The sequence below is a fragment of the Saccharothrix sp. NBAS 001 genome, from assembly GCF_056640475.1.
On the sequence record NZ_CM153251.1, the window covers coordinates 7,388,756 to 7,405,378 of the forward strand.

Consider the following 16,623-nt stretch of genomic DNA (forward strand, 5'->3'; position numbering starts at 1 on the left):
CGGACACGGAAGGGCCCCTGTTCCGCCTCCCGGAACAGGGGCCCTTCGCGTTCCCTCCCCAGGGAGCTTCTGGTGGCGCCGTGAGGACTATCCCACGCCGCGCTTGTGGTGGGGGTGAAACGCCGGCGGTCCGGTCTCCACGGAGACCGGACCGGTCGGTCACGGCGCGGGCCGGAAGCCCGCCTTCTCGGCGTCGGACGTGGTGCGGAACCAGACGTCGGCGCGGGTCTCCCGGAAGTTCGCGGACTCGCCGGTGTAGTAGCGGCGGCCGGTCAGGGTCGCCTTGACGTGGAAGTCCGGCGCGGGGGCCATGCCGTCGGACTTCGGCAGCACCGAGCCCGGACCGAACGGCGACCTCGGGTTGAAGCCCTCGGGCTGCTGGTAGCGGGTGGTGCCGGCGGCCGGGCGACCGCCCGTGCTGGGGCTGAAGCCGACCGGGCGCGGGCGGACCGGGCGCTGCGGCGGCGGCACCGGCTGGGGCGAGAGCGGCGCGGGCGACGGGGTGCGCGGGCCGGTCGCCGAGCGGGTGGGGCGCTGGGGCAGGCCGCCGTTGCTCGTGGAGGCCAGCAGTTCCGGGGCCAGCGTCGGCACGAACGGCTGGTCGTTGCCGGGCGTCGACGGGCGCGGCGTGACCGGCGGGACCGGCGGCTCGTCGTCGATGTCCTCGGGGGTGAGCAGGGGTTCGAACAGCGAACGCGGGCGACCGGGCTCGCGGGGCTCCACCTTGGCCGGCTTGGGCTCCCGGCGAGGTGCCATCGGAGCGGGGCGCTCGGCGGGGTCGGTGTCGGGCAGGTCGCTCAGGTCCGGCGGGGTGAACATCGACACCGGCTCGGCGGTGGGGTCGCGGTCGGGCTCGCCGAACAGCGAGCCGGGCTCGGGCGCGAACGGTTCCGGCGCGAACCGCTTCGGCGCGACCGGCCGGGGCTCGACGGCCACCGGCTCGACGTAGGCGGTCTCCGCGTGCCCGACCTCCGGCTGCGGGTCCTCGGCGTGCGCGGCTTCGACCTGCGCGGACTCGGCCGGCTCGAACTCGGCGTGCTCGGGTCCGGCGTGCTGGGGTTCGGTGTGCGTGAGCTGGATGGGCCCGGAGTCGACGAACACCGGCTCGAAGGGCGCGGGCTCCACGTGTTCCGGCTCCGCGTGTTCCAGCTCGGTGCGCTCCGGCTCCGCGTGCTCCGACTCGGCGTGCACCGGCTCGACGTGCACCGGCTCGACATGCACAGGCTCGACGTGCACCGGCTCCGGGTGCTCGGCTTCGGCGTGCCTGGGCTCCGGCTCGGTGAACGCGGGCTCGGGCTCGGCGTGGGCGGGCTCGGGGTCGACGGAGAGGTCCGCGCCGAACGGCGAGATGTACTCGGTGCGCGGCGACAGCCGGTCGGCTTCGGCGCGCACGGCCTCCGAGCGCGTCGGCTCGGACCGAACCGGCTCGACGTGGGCCGGCTCGACGTGGGCCGGCTCGACGTGGGCCGGCTCGGTGAAACCCGACTCGGCGGGCGGCGCGACGTCGGGGCGGATCACCGGGTACTCGCCGGTCAAGTCGCGGTCCGGCCAGAGCTGGGCGTCTTCCGAGCGCCACGCGGGCCGCGGGTCCTCGGTGTGCCACGTGTTGTGCGGCTCGCGGGTCCACGGCCGTCCGGGCGCGTCCTCGCGGCCCTCGTCCTCGCGGGCGCGGGCGAGTTCGGCGTGGAAGTCGTCGGCGCGGGACTGCTCCTCGGCGCGGAACTGCTCGTCGGTGCGGGCGTCGACCTCGGCGATGGCCTGGGCCAGGGCGGTCGCCGGGATGAGGGAGGTCGCCTCGGCGGGGCGCTCCGGCTCGTCCTCCTCCTCGTGCGAGGCCGCGCTGCCGGGCTCGTCGGCGTCCTCGCCGTACACCTCGGGCACGCCGTGCTCCTCGCGCCACACCTCGCGCGGCTGGAACGCCTCGACCTCGGGCGGCGCGGTCGGCTCGGGCTGCGGCACGGCCGGCTCGGCGGACGCGACGGCCGGCGGCAGCACGCGGGTCTGCTCGGCCGGGAGTTCGGGCTGCGCGCCGCGGGCCGGGTCCTGGTCGCCCTCGGGGGTCAGCCGCTCGAACAGGCTGCGCGGGCGCTCCTCCTCGTACTCGGGGAACTGCCGCTCCTCGAAGTCCGACAGCGGGCGGTGCTCGTCGTCGAGTTCGTCCAGGCGCTCGTCGCGCCGGTCGAGTTCGAGGTTCGCCACGTCGTAGCGGGGCGGCTCGTCGTGCGCCAGGGCGTCGACCGGCGAACGGGGCTCGGCCGGCCAGTCGTCGTACTCGTCACGCGCCGGGGCGACGGGAGCGGCGACCGGAGCGGGGCGCGGGGAGGTGAGCAGGCGCTCCTCCAGCTCCTCCAGCTCCTTCTTCGCCGGGCGGACCAGCACCAGCCAGGTCAGCGCGACGCCTGCCACGAACGACAGCAGGCTCCACAGCCAGACCTGTCCGAACAGCGAACCCACGGGAGACCCTCCCACTGCAATGTCCTGTCACGCCCCGACACGCTCCGCTGCCGGTTCACCCGGTAGTGGAGCGGCTGCAAAACTACCCTGACCACCCGTCCGCGCGCGCCCTGCCGCCAGGACGTCCCGCTCGGGTCGAATACTAGGCCACCGGCCCGGACTGACCAGGAAAAACGGCGGCGTACAGTGGTCCCCGTGCCGCCGTTGACGAACTCGTCCGCCACTGCGGCGGAAACCAACCAAGCGAACCGGGGCATCGCCTTCGGCATCGGCGCCTACTTCATCTGGGGCATCGTGCCCGCCTACTGGCCGCTGCTGGCCCCGGCCGGCGCGGTGGAGATCCTGGCCCACCGGATCGCCTGGTCGCTGGTGGTCATGGTGCTGATCACGGCGGTGCTGGGCCGCTGGGCCGGGCTGCGCCGGCTCTCGCCCAAGGGCTGGCTGATGGTGACCGCCGCGTCGGTGCTGATCGCGGTCAACTGGGGCGTCTACATCTACTCGGTGAACGCCGGCCACGTGGTCGAGGCCGCGCTCGGCTACTTCATCAACCCGCTGGTCAGCGTCCTGCTCGGGGTCGTGGTGCTGCGCGAGCGGCTGCGCCGGGCGCAGTTCGCGGCGATCGCCATCGCGCTGGTCGCGGTGGTCGTGCTCGCCGTGGACTACGGCCGGCTGCCGTGGATCTCACTGGTCCTGGCCTGCTCGTTCGGCCTCTACGGGCTGCTGAAGAAGACCGTGCCGCTGGACGCCACGGCGAGCCTGACCGCGGAGAGCGTCGTGCTGGCCCCGATCGCGGTCGGCTACCTGCTCTGGCTGGGCCCGGCGGGCACGTTCCTGGACCACGGCACCGGCCACGCGCTGATCCTCGTCTCGGCGGGCGTGGTGACGGCCGTCCCGCTGATGCTGTTCGGCGCGGGCGCCCGGCGCATCCCGCTGATCACCATGGGGATGCTCCAGTACCTCGCGCCGATCCTCCAGTTCGCGTGGGGCGTGTTCGTCATGCACGAGCCGATGCCGCCGTCGCGCTGGTTCGGGTTCGCCCTGGTGTGGGCGGCCCTGGTGGTGTTCACCGTCGACGCGGTGCGCTCCCGGCGCAGGCCGCCGCTGCTCGCGCCGGTCGTGTAGCCCGCCACCGGCGGTCAGTGCGAGCGGGTCACCACGTAGTCGCTGACCGATTCGAGCGCGTCGCGGGCGGTGCCGGCGGGCAGCTCGACCAGGGTGGCCCGAGCCCGCGCCGCGTAGTCGTCCAGCGTCCGCCGGGCGCGCTCCAGACCGGACGAGGAGCGCAGCAGGTCCAGCGCCTCGGCCACCTCGGCGTCGTCGGTCAGCGGGTGGGCCAGCAGCTTCGCCAACCGCGAGTCCGGCTCGTCGTCCAGCGCGTAGAGCATGGGCAGCGTCTTCACGCCCTCGCGCAGGTCCGTGCCGGGCGTCTTGCCCGACTCCGAGGACGGGCTCGCGATGTCGATGACGTCGTCGGAGATCTGGAACGCCGCGCCGATGATCTCGCCGTAGGTCCGCAGCGCCTCCACCTGGACGGGCGTGATGTCGGAGAACATCGCGCCGAACCGGGCGGCGGTGGCGATCAGCGAACCGGTCTTCTCGGCGATCGTGGTCAGGTAGTGCGAGATCGGGTCCTCGCCGTCGCGCGGACCCATGGTCTCCCGCATCTGGCCGGTGACCAGCTCGGAGAAGGTCTCCGCGATGATCCGCGCGGCCCGCGTGCCCAGGTCCGCGACCAGCGCGGAGGCGTGCGCGAACAGGTAGTCGCCGGTCAGGATGGCGATGCTGTTGTCCCACTTCGCGTTGGCCGACTCCGCGCCGCGGCGCATGGTGGCCTCGTCCATCACGTCGTCGTGGTAGAGCGTCGCCAGGTGGGTCAGCTCCACCACGGCCGCGGCCTTGATGACGCTGTCGCGGTCCCACGAGGACCCCAACTGGGCGGACAGGATGGTGAACAGCGGCCGGATCCTCTTGCCGCCCGCGTCCACCAAGTGCAGGGAGGTCTCCATCACCGGGTGGAACTCGCTCTGCACGACTTTGTGCAGCAGTTCCTCCACCTCGGCCAGCCCGGCCTGCACCACCTCCGCGAGCACGGGGTCCGTGAACCGGAACCCCGTCCCCGCCTGCTCGCTACTGGTCACGCCTGAAGCCTACGTACCGCTAGAAGGCGAACCCGCCGGCACCCGCCCAATCGAGGGCGAAAGCCGGCCAGACGCCCAGCACGAGGGTGATCGCCGCGCCCATGGTGATGGCCACGGTGGTGAACGCGCCGGGCACGCTCACCGTGGGGCCGTCCGGCGCGGGCTCGCTGAAGTACATCAGCACGATGACCCGCAGGTAGAAGAACGCCGCCACCGCCGACGCGATCAGGGCGATCACCACCAGCGGCGCCATGCCGCTCTGGATCGCCGCCGCGAACACCACGAACTTGCCGATGAACCCGCTGGTCAGCGGGATGCCCGCGAGGGCGAGCAGCAGGAACGTGAACACCGCGGCGGTGATCGGCGAGCGCTTGGCCAGCCCCGCCCACTGCGACAGGTGGGTGGCCTCGCCGTCGGCGTTGCGGACCAGCGACACCACGCCGAACGCGGCGATCGTGGTGAAGCCGTAGGCCATCAGGTAGAACATCGTGCCGGACAGGCCCTCGCTGGTCAGCGTGATGGACCCGACCAGCAGGAAGCCCGCGTGCGCGACCGACGAGTAGGCGATCATCCGCTTCACGTCGGTCTGGGTGAGGCCGAGCACCGCGCCGATGACCATGGACGCGATCGCCACGCCCCACAGCACGCCGTTCCACTCCCAGCTCGACTTCTCGAACGCCACGAACAGCACCCGCAGGATGCCGCCGAACGCGGCGACCTTCGTGCACGCCGCCATGAACGCGGTGACCGGGGTCGGCGCGCCCTGGTAGACGTCCGGGGTCCAGGCGTGGAACGGGCCGACCGACGCCTTGAACAGCAGGCCGACCACCAGCAGGCCGAAGCCCGCGTAGAGCAGCGTGTCGGAGCGGTCGGTGCCGGCGGTCGCGGTGGCGATGTCGGCGAGCTTGACCGAGCCCGAGTAGCCGTAGAGCAGGGCCACGCCGTAGAGGAAGAACGCCGACGCGAACGCGCCGAGCAGGAAGTACTTGACCGCGGCCTCCTGCGAGAGCAGGCGACGGCGGCGGGCCAGGCCGCACATCAGGTACAGCGGCAGCGACAGGACTTCCAGCGCGATGAACATGGTCAGCAGGTCGTTCGAGGCGACGAAGACCATCATGCCGCCGAGCGCGAACAGCGTCAGCGGGAAGACCTCGGTCTGCATCCCGAACCGGCCCGCCTGGGCGCGGTCCTGCACGGTGCCGGGCCGGATGGCCGCGTCGGCGACGAACGCGCCGCCGGGCTCGACCGAGCGGTCCGCGATGAGCAGCACCGCGCCGAAGCCGAGCAGCAGCAGCGTGCCCCACAGGAAGATCACCGGCTGGTCGATAGCGATCGCGCCGGCGAGGGTGACCTTGCCCTGCGCGGGCGTGTCCGAGGAGCTGCCGTACCAGGCCAGCGTGCCGCCCGCGGCGACCAGCGTGAGCATGGTCAGCACGACCTGGCCGGACCACCGCTGCGGCTTGGGCAGGAACGCCTCGACCAGGACGCTCAAGCACGCCGCGCCGAGCACGATCAGGATCGGCGCGACCGCGAGGTAGTCGATCTCGGGGGCCTGGAGCCGCTGGGTCTGAGCGAGGAACGTCTCCACGTCACTTGCCTTCCTGCGTGACCGGGTCCGCGACCCCGACCTCGCTGAGCGTCGCCCCGACGGACGGGGTGATCACGTCCAACACCGGCTTCGGGTAGAACCCGAGCACCAGGATCAGCGCGACCAGCGGCGCGAGCACCGCCAGTTCCCGCTTGTCCAGGTCCTTCACCGGGGCGCGCTCCGGGTCGACCGTCGCGCCGGGACCGCCGGTCGCGCCGATCAGCGCCGTGCCGCGCACCGGGCCCTGGAACACCCGCTGGTAGAGCCACAGGATGTAGAGCGCGGCCAGCACCATGCCCAGCGCGGCCAGGATCGTGTAGACCGGCTGGTTGGGGTAGGAGCCGACGAGCACCAGGAACTCGCTGACGAACGAGTTGGTGCCGGGCAGCGCCAGCGACGACAGGCCGGCCACGAAGAACAGGCCGCCGAGCACCGGCGTCAGCTTCGCCATGCCGCCGTAGTCCTCGATCAGGCGGGACCCGCCGCGGGCCATCACCATGCCGACGACCAGGAACAGCATGCCGGTCGAGATGCCGTGGTTGACCATGTAGAGCACCGCGCCGGCACCGGCCTGCGAGCTGAAGGCGAAGATGCCCAGCGCGATGAAGCCGAAGTGCGCGATCGAGGTGTAGGCGACGAACCGCTTGAGGTCGGACTGGCCGACCGCGAGCAGCGAGCCGTACAGGATGCCCGCCACGGCCAGCACCAGCACCAGCGGCGCGAGTTCCTGGCTGGCCAGCGGGAACAGCGGCAGGCAGTAGCGCAGGAAGCCGAACGTGCCGATCTTGTCCAGGATGCCGACCAGCAGCACGCCCGCGCCGACCGGCGCCTCGGCACCGGCGTCGGGCAGCCAGGTGTGCAGCGGCACCAGCGGGGCCTTGATCGCGAACGCGACGAAGAACCCGAGGAACAGCCAGATCTGGTGCGACAGCGGCAGCTCGCGGGTGACCGTGACCAGCGTCGCCCAGTCGAACGTGCCGGAGCCGAGCTTGTCGGCGGCGGCCACGTACACGCCGATCACCGACGCGAGCATGACCAAGCCGCCGAGCAGCGAGTAGAGGAAGAACTTCATCGCCGCGTACTGCCGGTTCGGGCCGCCGAAGCGGCCGATCAGGAAGTACATCGGGACCAGCACGGCCTCGAAGAACACGTAGAACAGGAACACGTCGGTGGCGGCGAACACGCCGACCATGCCGGTCTCCATGACCAGCAGCAGCGCGAAGAACCCGCCCGCGCTGCGGCCCTCGGGCAGCTTGTCCGCCCACGAGCCGCCGATGACGACCGGCACCAGGAAGGCGATCAGCGCGATCATGACCAGCGCGATGCCGTCCACGCCGAACGACAGGTGCACGCCGAACGACGGGATCCAGTCGGCCGAGCTGGTCAGCTGGAGCCGCTCGGTCGACGACGTGTCGTAGCCGACCCAGGCGACCACCGCGACCGCCAGCTCGACCAGCGACACGGCCAGCGCGACCACCTTGGCCAGCCGGTCGTTGCCCCGCAGGAAGGCCACCACCACGCCGCCCACCAGGGGCAGCAGGAGCAGCGCGATCAGCGTCCAGCTCACGAGAACCTCACCATCAGCAGCGCGCCCAGGACGAAGATCGCACCCAGGAGCATGGAGAGCGCGTAGGAGCGCACGAAGCCGGTCTGCAGCCTGCGCAGCCGGCCCGAGCTACCGCCGAGCAGCGCGGCCGACCCGTTGACCAGGCCGTCCACGCCCTTGTTGTCCACGAAGACCAGCGCGCGGGTGAGCCAGGTGCCCGGCCGCGCGAACAGCGCCTCGTTGAGCGCGTTGCCGTACAGGTCGGCGCGCGCGGCGCGGACCGGGAACGACACCCGCGCCGGCCGCTGCACCGGCTGCGGCTTGCGGCCGAACAGCAGCCACGCCACCAGCACGCCGAGCGCGGACAGGCCGAGCACCAGGAAGTTGACCACGGTGTGGTCCAGCACGCCGTGCTGCTCCTGCAACTCGCCCAGCGACGGGGCGAGCCAGCCGGCCAGGTTGTCGCCGGAGGCGAAGAACGCGCCCGCGCCGACCGAGCCGACCGCCAGCACGATCATCGGCACCGTCATCGACAGCGGCGACTCGTGCGGGTGGTAGTCGCGGCCGTCCGCGGACTTCAGGTCGGTCCACCGGGCCTTGCCCAGGAACACCAGGAACAGCAGGCGGGTCATGTAGAACGCGGTGAGGCCCGCGCCCAGCGCCGCCGCGCCGCCGAACACCCAGCCGCGCCAGCCGTGCTCGCTGAACGCCGCCGCGATGATGGCGTCCTTGGAGAAGTAGCCGGACAGGAACGGGAAGCCGATCAGCGCGAGGTAGCCCAGCGTCCAGGTGACGAAGGTGACCGGCATCTTGCGCCACAGGCCGCCCATCCGGCGGATGTCGCCCTCGTCGTTCATGCCGTGCATGACCGAACCGGCCCCGAGGAACAGCCCGGCCTTGAAGAAGCCGTGCGTGAGCAGGTGCATGATGCCCAGCGCGTAGCCGACCGGGCCCAGACCCACGGCCAGGATCATGTAGCCGATCTGGGAGACCGTCGAGTACGCCAGGACCTTCTTGAAGTCGTCGTACGCGCAGCCGATGATGCACCCGATGATCAGCGTGAACGCGCCGATGCACATGACGACCAGCCGGCCGTCGCCGGAGAGGTTGTAGATCGGGTTCGACCGGGCGATCAGGTAGACGCCGGCGGTGACCATGGTCGCCGCGTGGATCAGGGCGGACACCGGGGTGGGGCCCGCCATCGCGTCCGGGAGCCACGCCTGGAGCGGGAACTGGCCGGACTTGCCGCACGCGCCGAGCAGGAGCAGCAGCGTCACCGCGGTCACCGTGGCCGGCGACAGCTCGCCGACCCGGGCGAACACCTCGGTGTACTGGGTGGTGCCCAGCTCCTTGAACAGGATGAAGATCGCGATCGCCAGACCCAGGTCGCCGACCCGGTTCATCAGGAACGCCTTCTTCGCCGCGGACGCGGCCTCCGGCTTGTGCTGGTACCAGCCGATCAGCAGGTAGGAGGCCAGACCGACGCCCTCCCAGCCGAAGTACAGGGTCACGAATCCGTTGCCCAGCACCAGCAGGAGCATGGCGGCGACGAACAGGTTCAGGTAGCCGAAGAACTTCCGCCGCCCGGCCTCGTGCGCCATGTAGCCGATCGAGTAGATGTGGATCAGCGCGCCGACACCGGTGATCAGCAGGACGAACGTCAGCGACAGCGGGTCCAGGCGCAGCGCGAACTCGACGTTGAGCGCGTTGACCGACACCCAGTCGAACAGGTGCAGCTCACTGGTCCGCTCGCCGGTCTGCGCGATCGTGTCGAAGAACAGCGCCACGCCGTAGCCGAACGCGGCGATGACCGTCGCGCAGCCGAGCAGGTGGCCCCACTTGTCGGTGCGCTTGCCACCGATCAGCAGCACCGCCGCGCCGAACGCGGGCAACGCCAACAACAACCAGGCGAGACCGCCGATCCCGCTGGCGGCAACAGGTTCCGTCACCGGTGACCTCTCAGTACTTCAGCAGGTTGGAATCGTCGACCGAGGCCGAGCGACGCGTCTTGAAGATCGCCATGATGATCGTCAGGCCCACCACGACCTCGGCGGCGGCGACGACCATCACGAAGAAGGCCATGACCTGGCCGTCGAGCGCGCCGTTGATCCGGGCGAACGTGACCAGGCTCAGGTTCACCGCGTTGAGCATCAGCTCCACGCACATGAACACGACGATGGCGTTGCGCCGCACCAGCACGCCCACCGCGCCGAGGCTGAACAGCAGGGCGGACAGCAGCAGGTAGTAGGTGGGGGTCACGACTGCGCTCCCTCGATCGCACGGGCGTTCGCCGGCACGGCGCCGAGCCTGCCGAGCCGGACCGCGGGACGGGCCGAGGCCCGCTCGGCGAACCGGGCGGCGCCGACCGCCGAGCGCACGGTGAGCCGCAGGAACCCGGCGGGCCGGGTGGTCCCGGTGAGGCGCGCGGTCACGACTGGTCCCCCTTGAGGGCGTGCGCGTCGGCCTGGTGGCCGGTGCCCGAGACCTCGGCGACGTCGCCGTCCAGGGTCTCCTTGGCGGTGGTCTCGATCAGCTCGGACAGCGACTCGGAGGCGACCGAGCCGTCCGGCAGCAGGGCGGGCGTGGCCACCGAGTTGGCGGTGGCGAACACGCCGGGGCCGGGCAGCGAGCCGACCCGGTCGCCCCGGAAGCGCTCCTCGACCAGTTCCTTCTGGGTCTTCTTGCGGTCCTTGCCGACGTTCTGGGTGAACGCCAGCACCATCGCGCCGACCGCCGCGGTGATCAGCAGCGCCGAGGTCAGCTCGAACGGGAACAGGTAGTCGGTGAACAGGGCCTCGCCGATGTTCGCGACGTTGCCGCCGTTCTGGGTGTTCTGCTGGGCCAGGCCCACCGGCTCGACGTCGGTCAGCGCGCGCGCCAGCGAGCCGACCACGAGGCCGGCGAAGCCGACGCCGAGCACGCTCGCCGCGAGCCGCTGCCCGCGCAGCACCTCGACCACCGAGTCCGAGCTGTCCCGGCCGACCAGCATCAGCACGAACAGGAACAGCATCATGATCGCGCCGGTGTAGACGATGATCTGCACGAAGCCGAGGAACGGCGCCTGCTGGACCATGTAGAGCACGCCCAGGCTGAGCATCGTGAGCACCAGCCACAGCGCCGAGTGCACGGCGTTGCGGGCGAACAGCATGCCCAGCGCGCCGGCCAGGGCCAGCGGGCCGAGGACCCAGAACGCGACGGCCTCGCCCGTGGTGACGACGTCGACCACCCGGGCGGCGTCCTCGGGCTGGAGCAACAGCATCATCGCCCGGCCTCCCGCGCCTGCTGCTCGGCGGCCAGCCGCGGCCCGTCGACGTAGTAGTCCTGCTCGTGCTCGCCCAGCCGCATCGGGTGCGGCGGCTGCTCCATGCCGGGCAGCAGCGGGGCGAGCAGGTCCTCCTTGGTGAAGATCAGCTTCTGCCGGTCGTCGTCGGCCAGCTCGTACTCGTTCGTCATGGTCAGCGAACGGGTCGGGCACGCCTCGATGCACAGGCCGCAGCCGATGCACCGCAGGTAGTTGATCTGGTAGTCGGCGCCGAACCGCTCGCCGGGCGAGAACCGCGCCTCTTCGGTGTTGTCGCCGCCCTCGACGAAGATCGCGTCCGCCGGGCACGCCCACGCGCACAGCTCGCAGCCGACGCACTTCTCCAGCCCGTCCGGGTGCCGGTTGAGCTGGTGGCGCCCGTGGAACCGGGGTGCGGTGACCTTCTTGACCTCGGGGTACTCCTCGGTGACGACCTTCTTGAACATCGTCCCGAAGGTGACCCCGAAACCCTTGACGGGATCAAGCATCCCCATCGCCGGCCTCCTTAGCTGACACACTCGCTGTCGCGGGCGCGGTTGTCCGATCGCCGTCGGCGTCCGTGGACGGCAGTTGCGCCACGGGGACCTGCCGGCGCGGCGGCGACTTGGGCACTTGCAGGTCGAGCGGCGGCACCGGGAACCCGCCGCCGGTGACCGGCACGGCGTTCGGGTCGCGCTGCACCCGCTGGTCGGGCAGCAGGAACGCGATCAGCACGATCACCGCCAGGACCACGCCGAAGACCGCGAGCAGCACGCCCGTGCTCAGCCGGTCGGCCTCGCGCTCCAGGTTGAAGTAGCGGGTGAAGGCGACCGCGACGAACCAGAACAGCGCGATCGGGACCAGGAACTTCCAGCCCAGCCGCATGAACTGGTCGTAGCGCAGGCGGGGCAGCGTGCCGCGCAGCCAGATGAACAGGAACAGGAAGCCCAGGGTCTTGATCACGAACCAGATCAGCCCGAGCCAGCCGTTGGAGTTGAGCACGTGGTCGGGCCCGACGAACGGGAACTGCCAGCCGCCCAGGAACAGCGTGGTGGCCAGCGCCGACACGGTCACCATGTTCACGTACTCGGCGAGGAAGAACAGCGCGAACTTCAGCGAGCTGTACTCCGTGTGGAACCCGCCGACCAGCTCCGACTCGGCCTCGGGGAGGTCGAACGGGGCGCGGTTGGTCTCGCCGACCATGGAGATGACGTAGATGACGAAGCTGACCGGCAGCAGGATCGCGTTCCACGCCGGTAGCGCGCCCCACGCGATCGTGCCGGACTGGCTGCCCACGATGTCCGCGGTGGACAGCGAGTGCGAACTCATCACCACGGCGACGATCGACAGGCCCATCGCGATCTCGTAGGAGATCACCTGCGCGGCCGAGCGCAGCGCGCCCAGCAGCGGGTACGGCGAGCCGGAGGCCCAGCCGGACAGCACGATGCCGTAGACGCCCAGCGAGGAGCAGGCGAGCACGACGAGCACGCCCACCGGCAGGTCGACCAGCTGGAGGGCGGTCTCCTCGCCGAAGATCGAGACCTTGCCGCCGAGCGGGATCACCGAGAACGCGACGAACGCGGGGATGCAGGAGATCACCGGGGCGAGGAAGAACACCCACTTGTCCGCCAGGACCGGGCGGATGTCCTCCTTGAACGCCAGCTTGAGGCCGTCCGCGAGGGACTGGAGCCAGCCGTTGGGGCCGACCCGGTTGGGGCCGGGCCGCTGCTGCATCCGGGCGACGACCTTGCGCTCCCAGTTGATCATGAACAGGGTCATGACGACCAGGAACGCGAAGATCCCCACGACCTTGATCAGCACCAGCCAGACCGGGTCGTCGGCGAGCAACTGTCCGGTGTTCATGCCTTGCCTCCCTGCGCGTTCGCCACGGCCACCACGCAACCGTGGCCGGCGGCCAGGTTGCGCCGCACGGTGACCGCGCCGGAGTTGCCGGGCAGCCACACCACGCCGTCGGGCAGGTCGGCCGCCTCGACCGGCAGCGACACCTCGCCCCGGTCGGTCGACACGGTGATCAGGCCGCCGAGTTCGACACCGAGGTGCCGCGCGGTGGCCGCCGACAGCTTCGCGACCACCGGCCGGGCCGTGCCCGCGAGGTTCGGCTCGCCGTCCTGCGCGGAGCCGTTGTCCAGCAGCCGCCGCCAGGTCGCCAGCACGGCCTGCCCGGCCTTGGGCTGGGACAGCAGCGGCGCGGGCACGCTCGGCGCGGCGGCGCTGAGCGCGCCCCGGCCCAGCCGTTCGAAGTCCGCGGCCGCGGCGGCCGGGGTCTGGGTGAACAGGTCGGCGTCCATCTCGACGGCCAGGGTGTCCAGCACCCGGCCGTCGGGCAGCGCGCCGGTGCCCTCCAGGGTGAGCGGGAACGGGCGGTGCCGGCCCTCCCAGTTGAGGTAGCTGCCCGCCTTCTCCACCGCCGGGGCCACCGGGAGCACGACGTCGGCGTGCGCGGTGACCGCGCTGTGCCGCAGCTCCAGGCTCACCACGAAACCGGTCAGGTCCAGTGCGCGCTCGGCGAGCGCCGGGTCCGGCAGGTCGAACGGGTCGACCCCGCCGACCACCAGCGCGTCCAGCCCGCCGCTCGCGGCGGCGACCAGGATGGCGCCGGTGTCGCGGCCGGCGGTCGCGGGCAGCGCGCCCGCGTCCAGGCCCCACGCCCGCTCGACCTCGGCGCGCGCGGCGGCGTCGGACACCAGCCGGCCGCCGGGCAGCAGCGTGGGCAGCAGACCGGCTTCCAGCGCGCCCCGCTCACCGGCCCGGCGCGGGATCCAGGCGATCTTCGCCCCGGTCCGCTCGGCCAGCGCGACGACCGCCGAGAACAGGCCCGGCACCTCGGCGGCGCGCTCGCCGACCAGGATCACCGAGCCCGGCTTGGCCAGCTCGTCCACCACGTCGGCGGCGTGCTCGGGCAGCGCGTTCAGCGCGGCCGGCTCGCCGCCGGGCACGCACGCGAGCAGCGTCCCGTAGGTCTTCTCCACCGCGGGCGAGGTGAACTGGCCCAGGTGGAACACCTTGGTCTTCTTCGCGCGGGCCGCCTTGCGCAGCCGCAGGAAGACGATCGGCGCCTCCTCCTCGGGCTCGAACGCGACCAGCAGCGCGGCGGGCGCGGCCTCGATGCCCCGGAACGTCACGCCGTCGGCCGGCGTCGTGCCCAGCACCGACGAGGTGAGGAACTCCAGCTCCTCCGCCGAGTGCGGGCGGGCCCGGAAGTCGACGTCGTTGGTGCGCAACGCGATCCGGGCGAACTTCGAGTACGCGTAGGCGTCCTCGACGGTCAGCCGGCCACCGGCCAGCACCGCCGCGCCCTTGCCGTCACGCGCCTTGGCCAGCCCGGCCGCGGCGGCCTGCAGCGCCTCGGTCCACGACGACTCGCGCAGCTCGCCGGACTCCCGGTCGCGCACCAGCGGCCGGGTGATCCGGTCGTCGGCGGTGGCGTAGCGGAAGGCGAAGCGGCCCTTGTCGCAGATCCACTCCTCGTTGACCTCGGGGTCGTCGCCGGCCAGCTTGCGCTGCACCTTGCCGCGCCGCCAGTCGGTGCGCTCCGCGCAGCCCGACGAGCAGTGCTCGCACACGCTCGGCGTGGACACCAGGTCGAACGGCCGCGCCCGGAACCGGTAGGCGGCCGAGGTGAGCGCGCCCACCGGGCAGATCTGGATGGTGTTGCCGGAGAAGTAGGACTGGAACGGCTTCTCCTGCGCCACACCGATCTGCTGCTGCGAACCGCGCTCCAGCAGCTCGATGAACGGGTCGCCCGCGATCTGCGCGGAGAACCGGGTGCAGCGCTGGCACAGCACGCACCGCTCGCGGTCCAGCAGCACCTGCGTGCTGATCGCGATCGGCTTCGGGAAGGTCCGCTTGTGCTCGTGGAACCGGGAGTCCGCGCGGCCGTGCTTGAGCGCCTGGTTCTGCAACGGGCACTCGCCGCCCTTGTCGCAGATCGGGCAGTCCAGCGGGTGGTTGATGAGCAGCAGCTCCATCACGCCCTGCTGCGCCTTGTCCGCCACTGGCGAGGTCAGCTGGGTCTTGACCACCATGCCGTCGGCCACGGTCATCGTGCACGACGCCTGCGGCTTCGGCATCGGCCGGCCGCCCATCTCCACCTCGACCAGGCACTGCCGGCACGCACCCGCCGGGTCCAGCAGCGGGTGGTCGCAGAACCGGGGCACGACGATGCCGAGCCGCTCGGCGGTGCGGATCAGCAGTTCGCCCTTGGGCGCGACGACCTCCAGGCCGTCGATGACGAGCTTGACGTGCCCCTCGGGCACCACCAGCTCGGTCGTCTTGTCAGGCGCGATCGTCATGCGCTTGCTCCTGCCAGGGCCGCGGCTTCGTTGCTCTTGGACGCGTTCCGGTCGCACAGGGCCAGGAACTCGTCCTTGAAGTACTTGATACCGCTGGTGATCGGGCTGACCGCGCCGTCGCCGAGCGCGCAGAACGACCGGCCCAGGATGTTGTCGCAGATGTCCAGCAGCGTCTCGATGTCACTGGCGGTGCCCTCGTTGCGGTTCATCCGCTGGAGGATCTGCACCAGCCAGTAGGTGCCCTCGCGGCACGGCGTGCACTTGCCGCACGACTCGTGCTTGTAGAACTCGGTCCACTTCATGACCGCCCACGGCACGGACACCGTCTCGTTGAAGATCTGCAACGCCGTGGTGCCCAGCATGGACCCGGCCTCCGCCGCGCCCTCGAAGTCCAGGGGGACGTCGAGGTGCTCGGCGGTGAACAGCGGGGTGGACGAGCCGCCGGGCGTCCAGAACTTCAGCGGGACGCCGTCCTTCATGCCGCCGGCCATCTCCAGCAACTGGCGCAGCGTGGTGCCCATCGGGGCCTCGTACTGGCCGGGCCGCTCGACGTGGCCGGACAGCGAGTAGATCTTCGGGCCCGGCGACCGCTCGCGGCCCATGCTGCGGAACCAGTCCGCGCCGCCGTTGACGATGTAGGGAACCGACGCGATGGTCTCGACGTTGTTCACCACGGTGGGCGAGGCGTAGAGGCCGGCGGTCGCGGGGAACGGGGGCTTGAGCCGGGGCTGGCCGCGCTTGCCCTCCAGCGAGTCCAGGAGAGCGGTCTCCTCGCCGCAGATGTAGGCGCCCGCGCCCGCGTGCACGACCACGTCGAGGTCGAACCCGGAGCCGAGGATGTCCTTGCCCAGGTAGCCCGCCGCGTACGCCTCCTGCACGGCGGCGTTGAGCCGGCGGATGCAGTGCAGCACCTCGCCGCGCACGTAGATCGCGGCGAAGTTCGCCCGGATCGCGTACGAGGTGATGATGATGCCCTCGATCAGCGAGTGCGGGTCCGCCATCATCAGCGGGATGTCCTTGCAGGTCCCCGGCTCGCCCTCGTCGGCGTTGATCACCAGGTAGTGCGGCTTGCCGTCGCCCTGCGGGATGAAGCCCCACTTCAGGCCGGTCGGGAAGCCCGCGCCACCGCGACCGCGCAGCCCGGAGTCCTTGCACTGCTGGATCAGCTGGTCCGGGTGGGCGGTCAGCGCCTTGCGCAGCGCCGTGTACCCCTCCAGCTGCTCGTAGGTCTTCAGCGTCCACGAGCGCGGCGACAGCCAGCGCTTGGTGAGGACGGGAGTCAGTTGGTCGACCATCGGTGCCTC

General features: G+C 71.4%; 13 protein-coding genes. 1 reads left to right on the plus strand and 12 read right to left on the minus strand.

Annotated features, from left to right (window positions below):
* Positions 1-159 precede the first annotated feature (159 nt).
* Positions 160-2,454 carry a sunset domain-containing protein gene (locus tag AC0HI0_RS32025; RefSeq protein ID WP_480927206.1) on the minus strand — a complete coding sequence of 765 codons (2,295 nt, stop codon included), beginning with the start codon at positions 2,452-2,454 and terminating at the stop codon, positions 160-162.
* A gap of 195 nt (positions 2,455-2,649) precedes the next feature.
* On the opposite strand from AC0HI0_RS32025, the gene rarD reads away from it, so the two are divergent.
* Positions 2,650-3,576, plus strand: coding sequence for an EamA family transporter RarD (gene rarD, locus AC0HI0_RS32030; protein ID WP_480927207.1), 927 nt, complete (start codon positions 2,650-2,652; stop codon positions 3,574-3,576).
* 14 nt (positions 3,577-3,590) lie between these two features.
* On the opposite strand, the gene AC0HI0_RS32035 is transcribed toward rarD, so the two are convergent.
* The 11 genes from AC0HI0_RS32035 to nuoF form a co-directional block, all read right to left on the minus strand.
* On the minus strand, positions 3,591-4,544 hold the full coding sequence (locus AC0HI0_RS32035; protein WP_480934438.1) for a polyprenyl synthetase family protein: 954 nt from the start codon (positions 4,542-4,544) through the stop codon (positions 3,591-3,593).
* A 67-nt stretch (positions 4,545-4,611) separates the two neighbouring features.
* Positions 4,612-6,180, minus strand: coding sequence for an NADH-quinone oxidoreductase subunit NuoN (gene nuoN / locus AC0HI0_RS32040; protein WP_480927208.1), 1,569 nt, complete (start codon positions 6,178-6,180; stop codon positions 4,612-4,614).
* Between the two features lies 1 nt (position 6,181).
* Positions 6,182-7,747, minus strand: a complete 1,566-nt coding sequence (locus AC0HI0_RS32045) for an NADH-quinone oxidoreductase subunit M (RefSeq protein ID WP_480927209.1) — start codon at positions 7,745-7,747, stop codon at positions 6,182-6,184.
* Positions 7,744-9,675 carry an NADH-quinone oxidoreductase subunit L gene (gene nuoL, locus AC0HI0_RS32050; RefSeq protein WP_480927210.1) on the minus strand — a complete coding sequence of 644 codons (1,932 nt, stop codon included), beginning with the start codon at positions 9,673-9,675 and terminating at the stop codon, positions 7,744-7,746. Before nuoL ends, AC0HI0_RS32045 begins: the two co-directional genes overlap by 4 nt.
* Before the next feature lie 10 nt (positions 9,676-9,685).
* Positions 9,686-9,985, minus strand: a complete 300-nt coding sequence (nuoK, locus tag AC0HI0_RS32055) for an NADH-quinone oxidoreductase subunit NuoK (RefSeq protein WP_015105349.1) — start codon at positions 9,983-9,985, stop codon at positions 9,686-9,688.
* On the minus strand, positions 9,982-10,158 hold the full coding sequence (locus AC0HI0_RS32060; protein WP_480927211.1) for a hypothetical protein: 177 nt from the start codon (positions 10,156-10,158) through the stop codon (positions 9,982-9,984). Before AC0HI0_RS32060 ends, nuoK begins: the two co-directional genes overlap by 4 nt.
* The gene (locus AC0HI0_RS32065) at positions 10,155-10,988 is read right to left on the minus strand and encodes an NADH-quinone oxidoreductase subunit J (RefSeq protein WP_480927212.1); all 834 of its coding nucleotides are present in this window, start codon (positions 10,986-10,988) and stop codon (positions 10,155-10,157) included. Before AC0HI0_RS32065 ends, AC0HI0_RS32060 begins: the two co-directional genes overlap by 4 nt.
* Positions 10,985-11,521 carry an NADH-quinone oxidoreductase subunit NuoI gene (gene nuoI, locus AC0HI0_RS32070; protein WP_480927213.1) on the minus strand — a complete coding sequence of 179 codons (537 nt, stop codon included), beginning with the start codon at positions 11,519-11,521 and terminating at the stop codon, positions 10,985-10,987. The genes AC0HI0_RS32065 and nuoI overlap by 4 nt, the downstream gene beginning before the upstream one ends.
* Entirely contained in the window at positions 11,508-12,869 is a 1,362-nt protein-coding gene (gene nuoH, locus AC0HI0_RS32075) for an NADH-quinone oxidoreductase subunit NuoH (protein ID WP_480927214.1), read from the minus strand. The genes nuoI and nuoH overlap by 14 nt, the downstream gene beginning before the upstream one ends.
* Entirely contained in the window at positions 12,866-15,319 is a 2,454-nt protein-coding gene (locus tag AC0HI0_RS32080; protein WP_480927215.1) for an NADH-quinone oxidoreductase subunit G, read from the minus strand. The genes nuoH and AC0HI0_RS32080 overlap by 4 nt, the downstream gene beginning before the upstream one ends.
* A complete protein-coding gene (gene nuoF / locus AC0HI0_RS32085) occupies positions 15,316-16,614 on the minus strand; it encodes an NADH-quinone oxidoreductase subunit NuoF (RefSeq protein WP_480927216.1) in 1,299 nt (432 codons plus the stop codon). The genes AC0HI0_RS32080 and nuoF overlap by 4 nt, the downstream gene beginning before the upstream one ends.
* Positions 16,615-16,623 lie beyond the last annotated feature (9 nt).

What these genes read in the sequence shown, in the direction of transcription:
- nuoH (WP_480927214.1), bottom strand. Translation starts at nt 12,869, where the DNA reads ATGAACACCGGACAGTTGCTCGCCGACGACCCGGTCTGGCTGGTGCTG.
- AC0HI0_RS32065 (WP_480927212.1), bottom strand. Translation starts at nt 10,988, where the DNA reads ATGATGCTGTTGCTCCAGCCCGAGGACGCCGCCCGGGTGGTCGACGTC.
- nuoF (WP_480927216.1), bottom strand. Translation starts at nt 16,614, where the DNA reads ATGGTCGACCAACTGACTCCCGTCCTCACCAAGCGCTGGCTGTCGCCG.
- AC0HI0_RS32080 (WP_480927215.1), bottom strand. Translation starts at nt 15,319, where the DNA reads ATGACGATCGCGCCTGACAAGACGACCGAGCTGGTGGTGCCCGAGGGG.
- nuoI (WP_480927213.1), bottom strand. Translation starts at nt 11,521, where the DNA reads ATGGGGATGCTTGATCCCGTCAAGGGTTTCGGGGTCACCTTCGGGACG.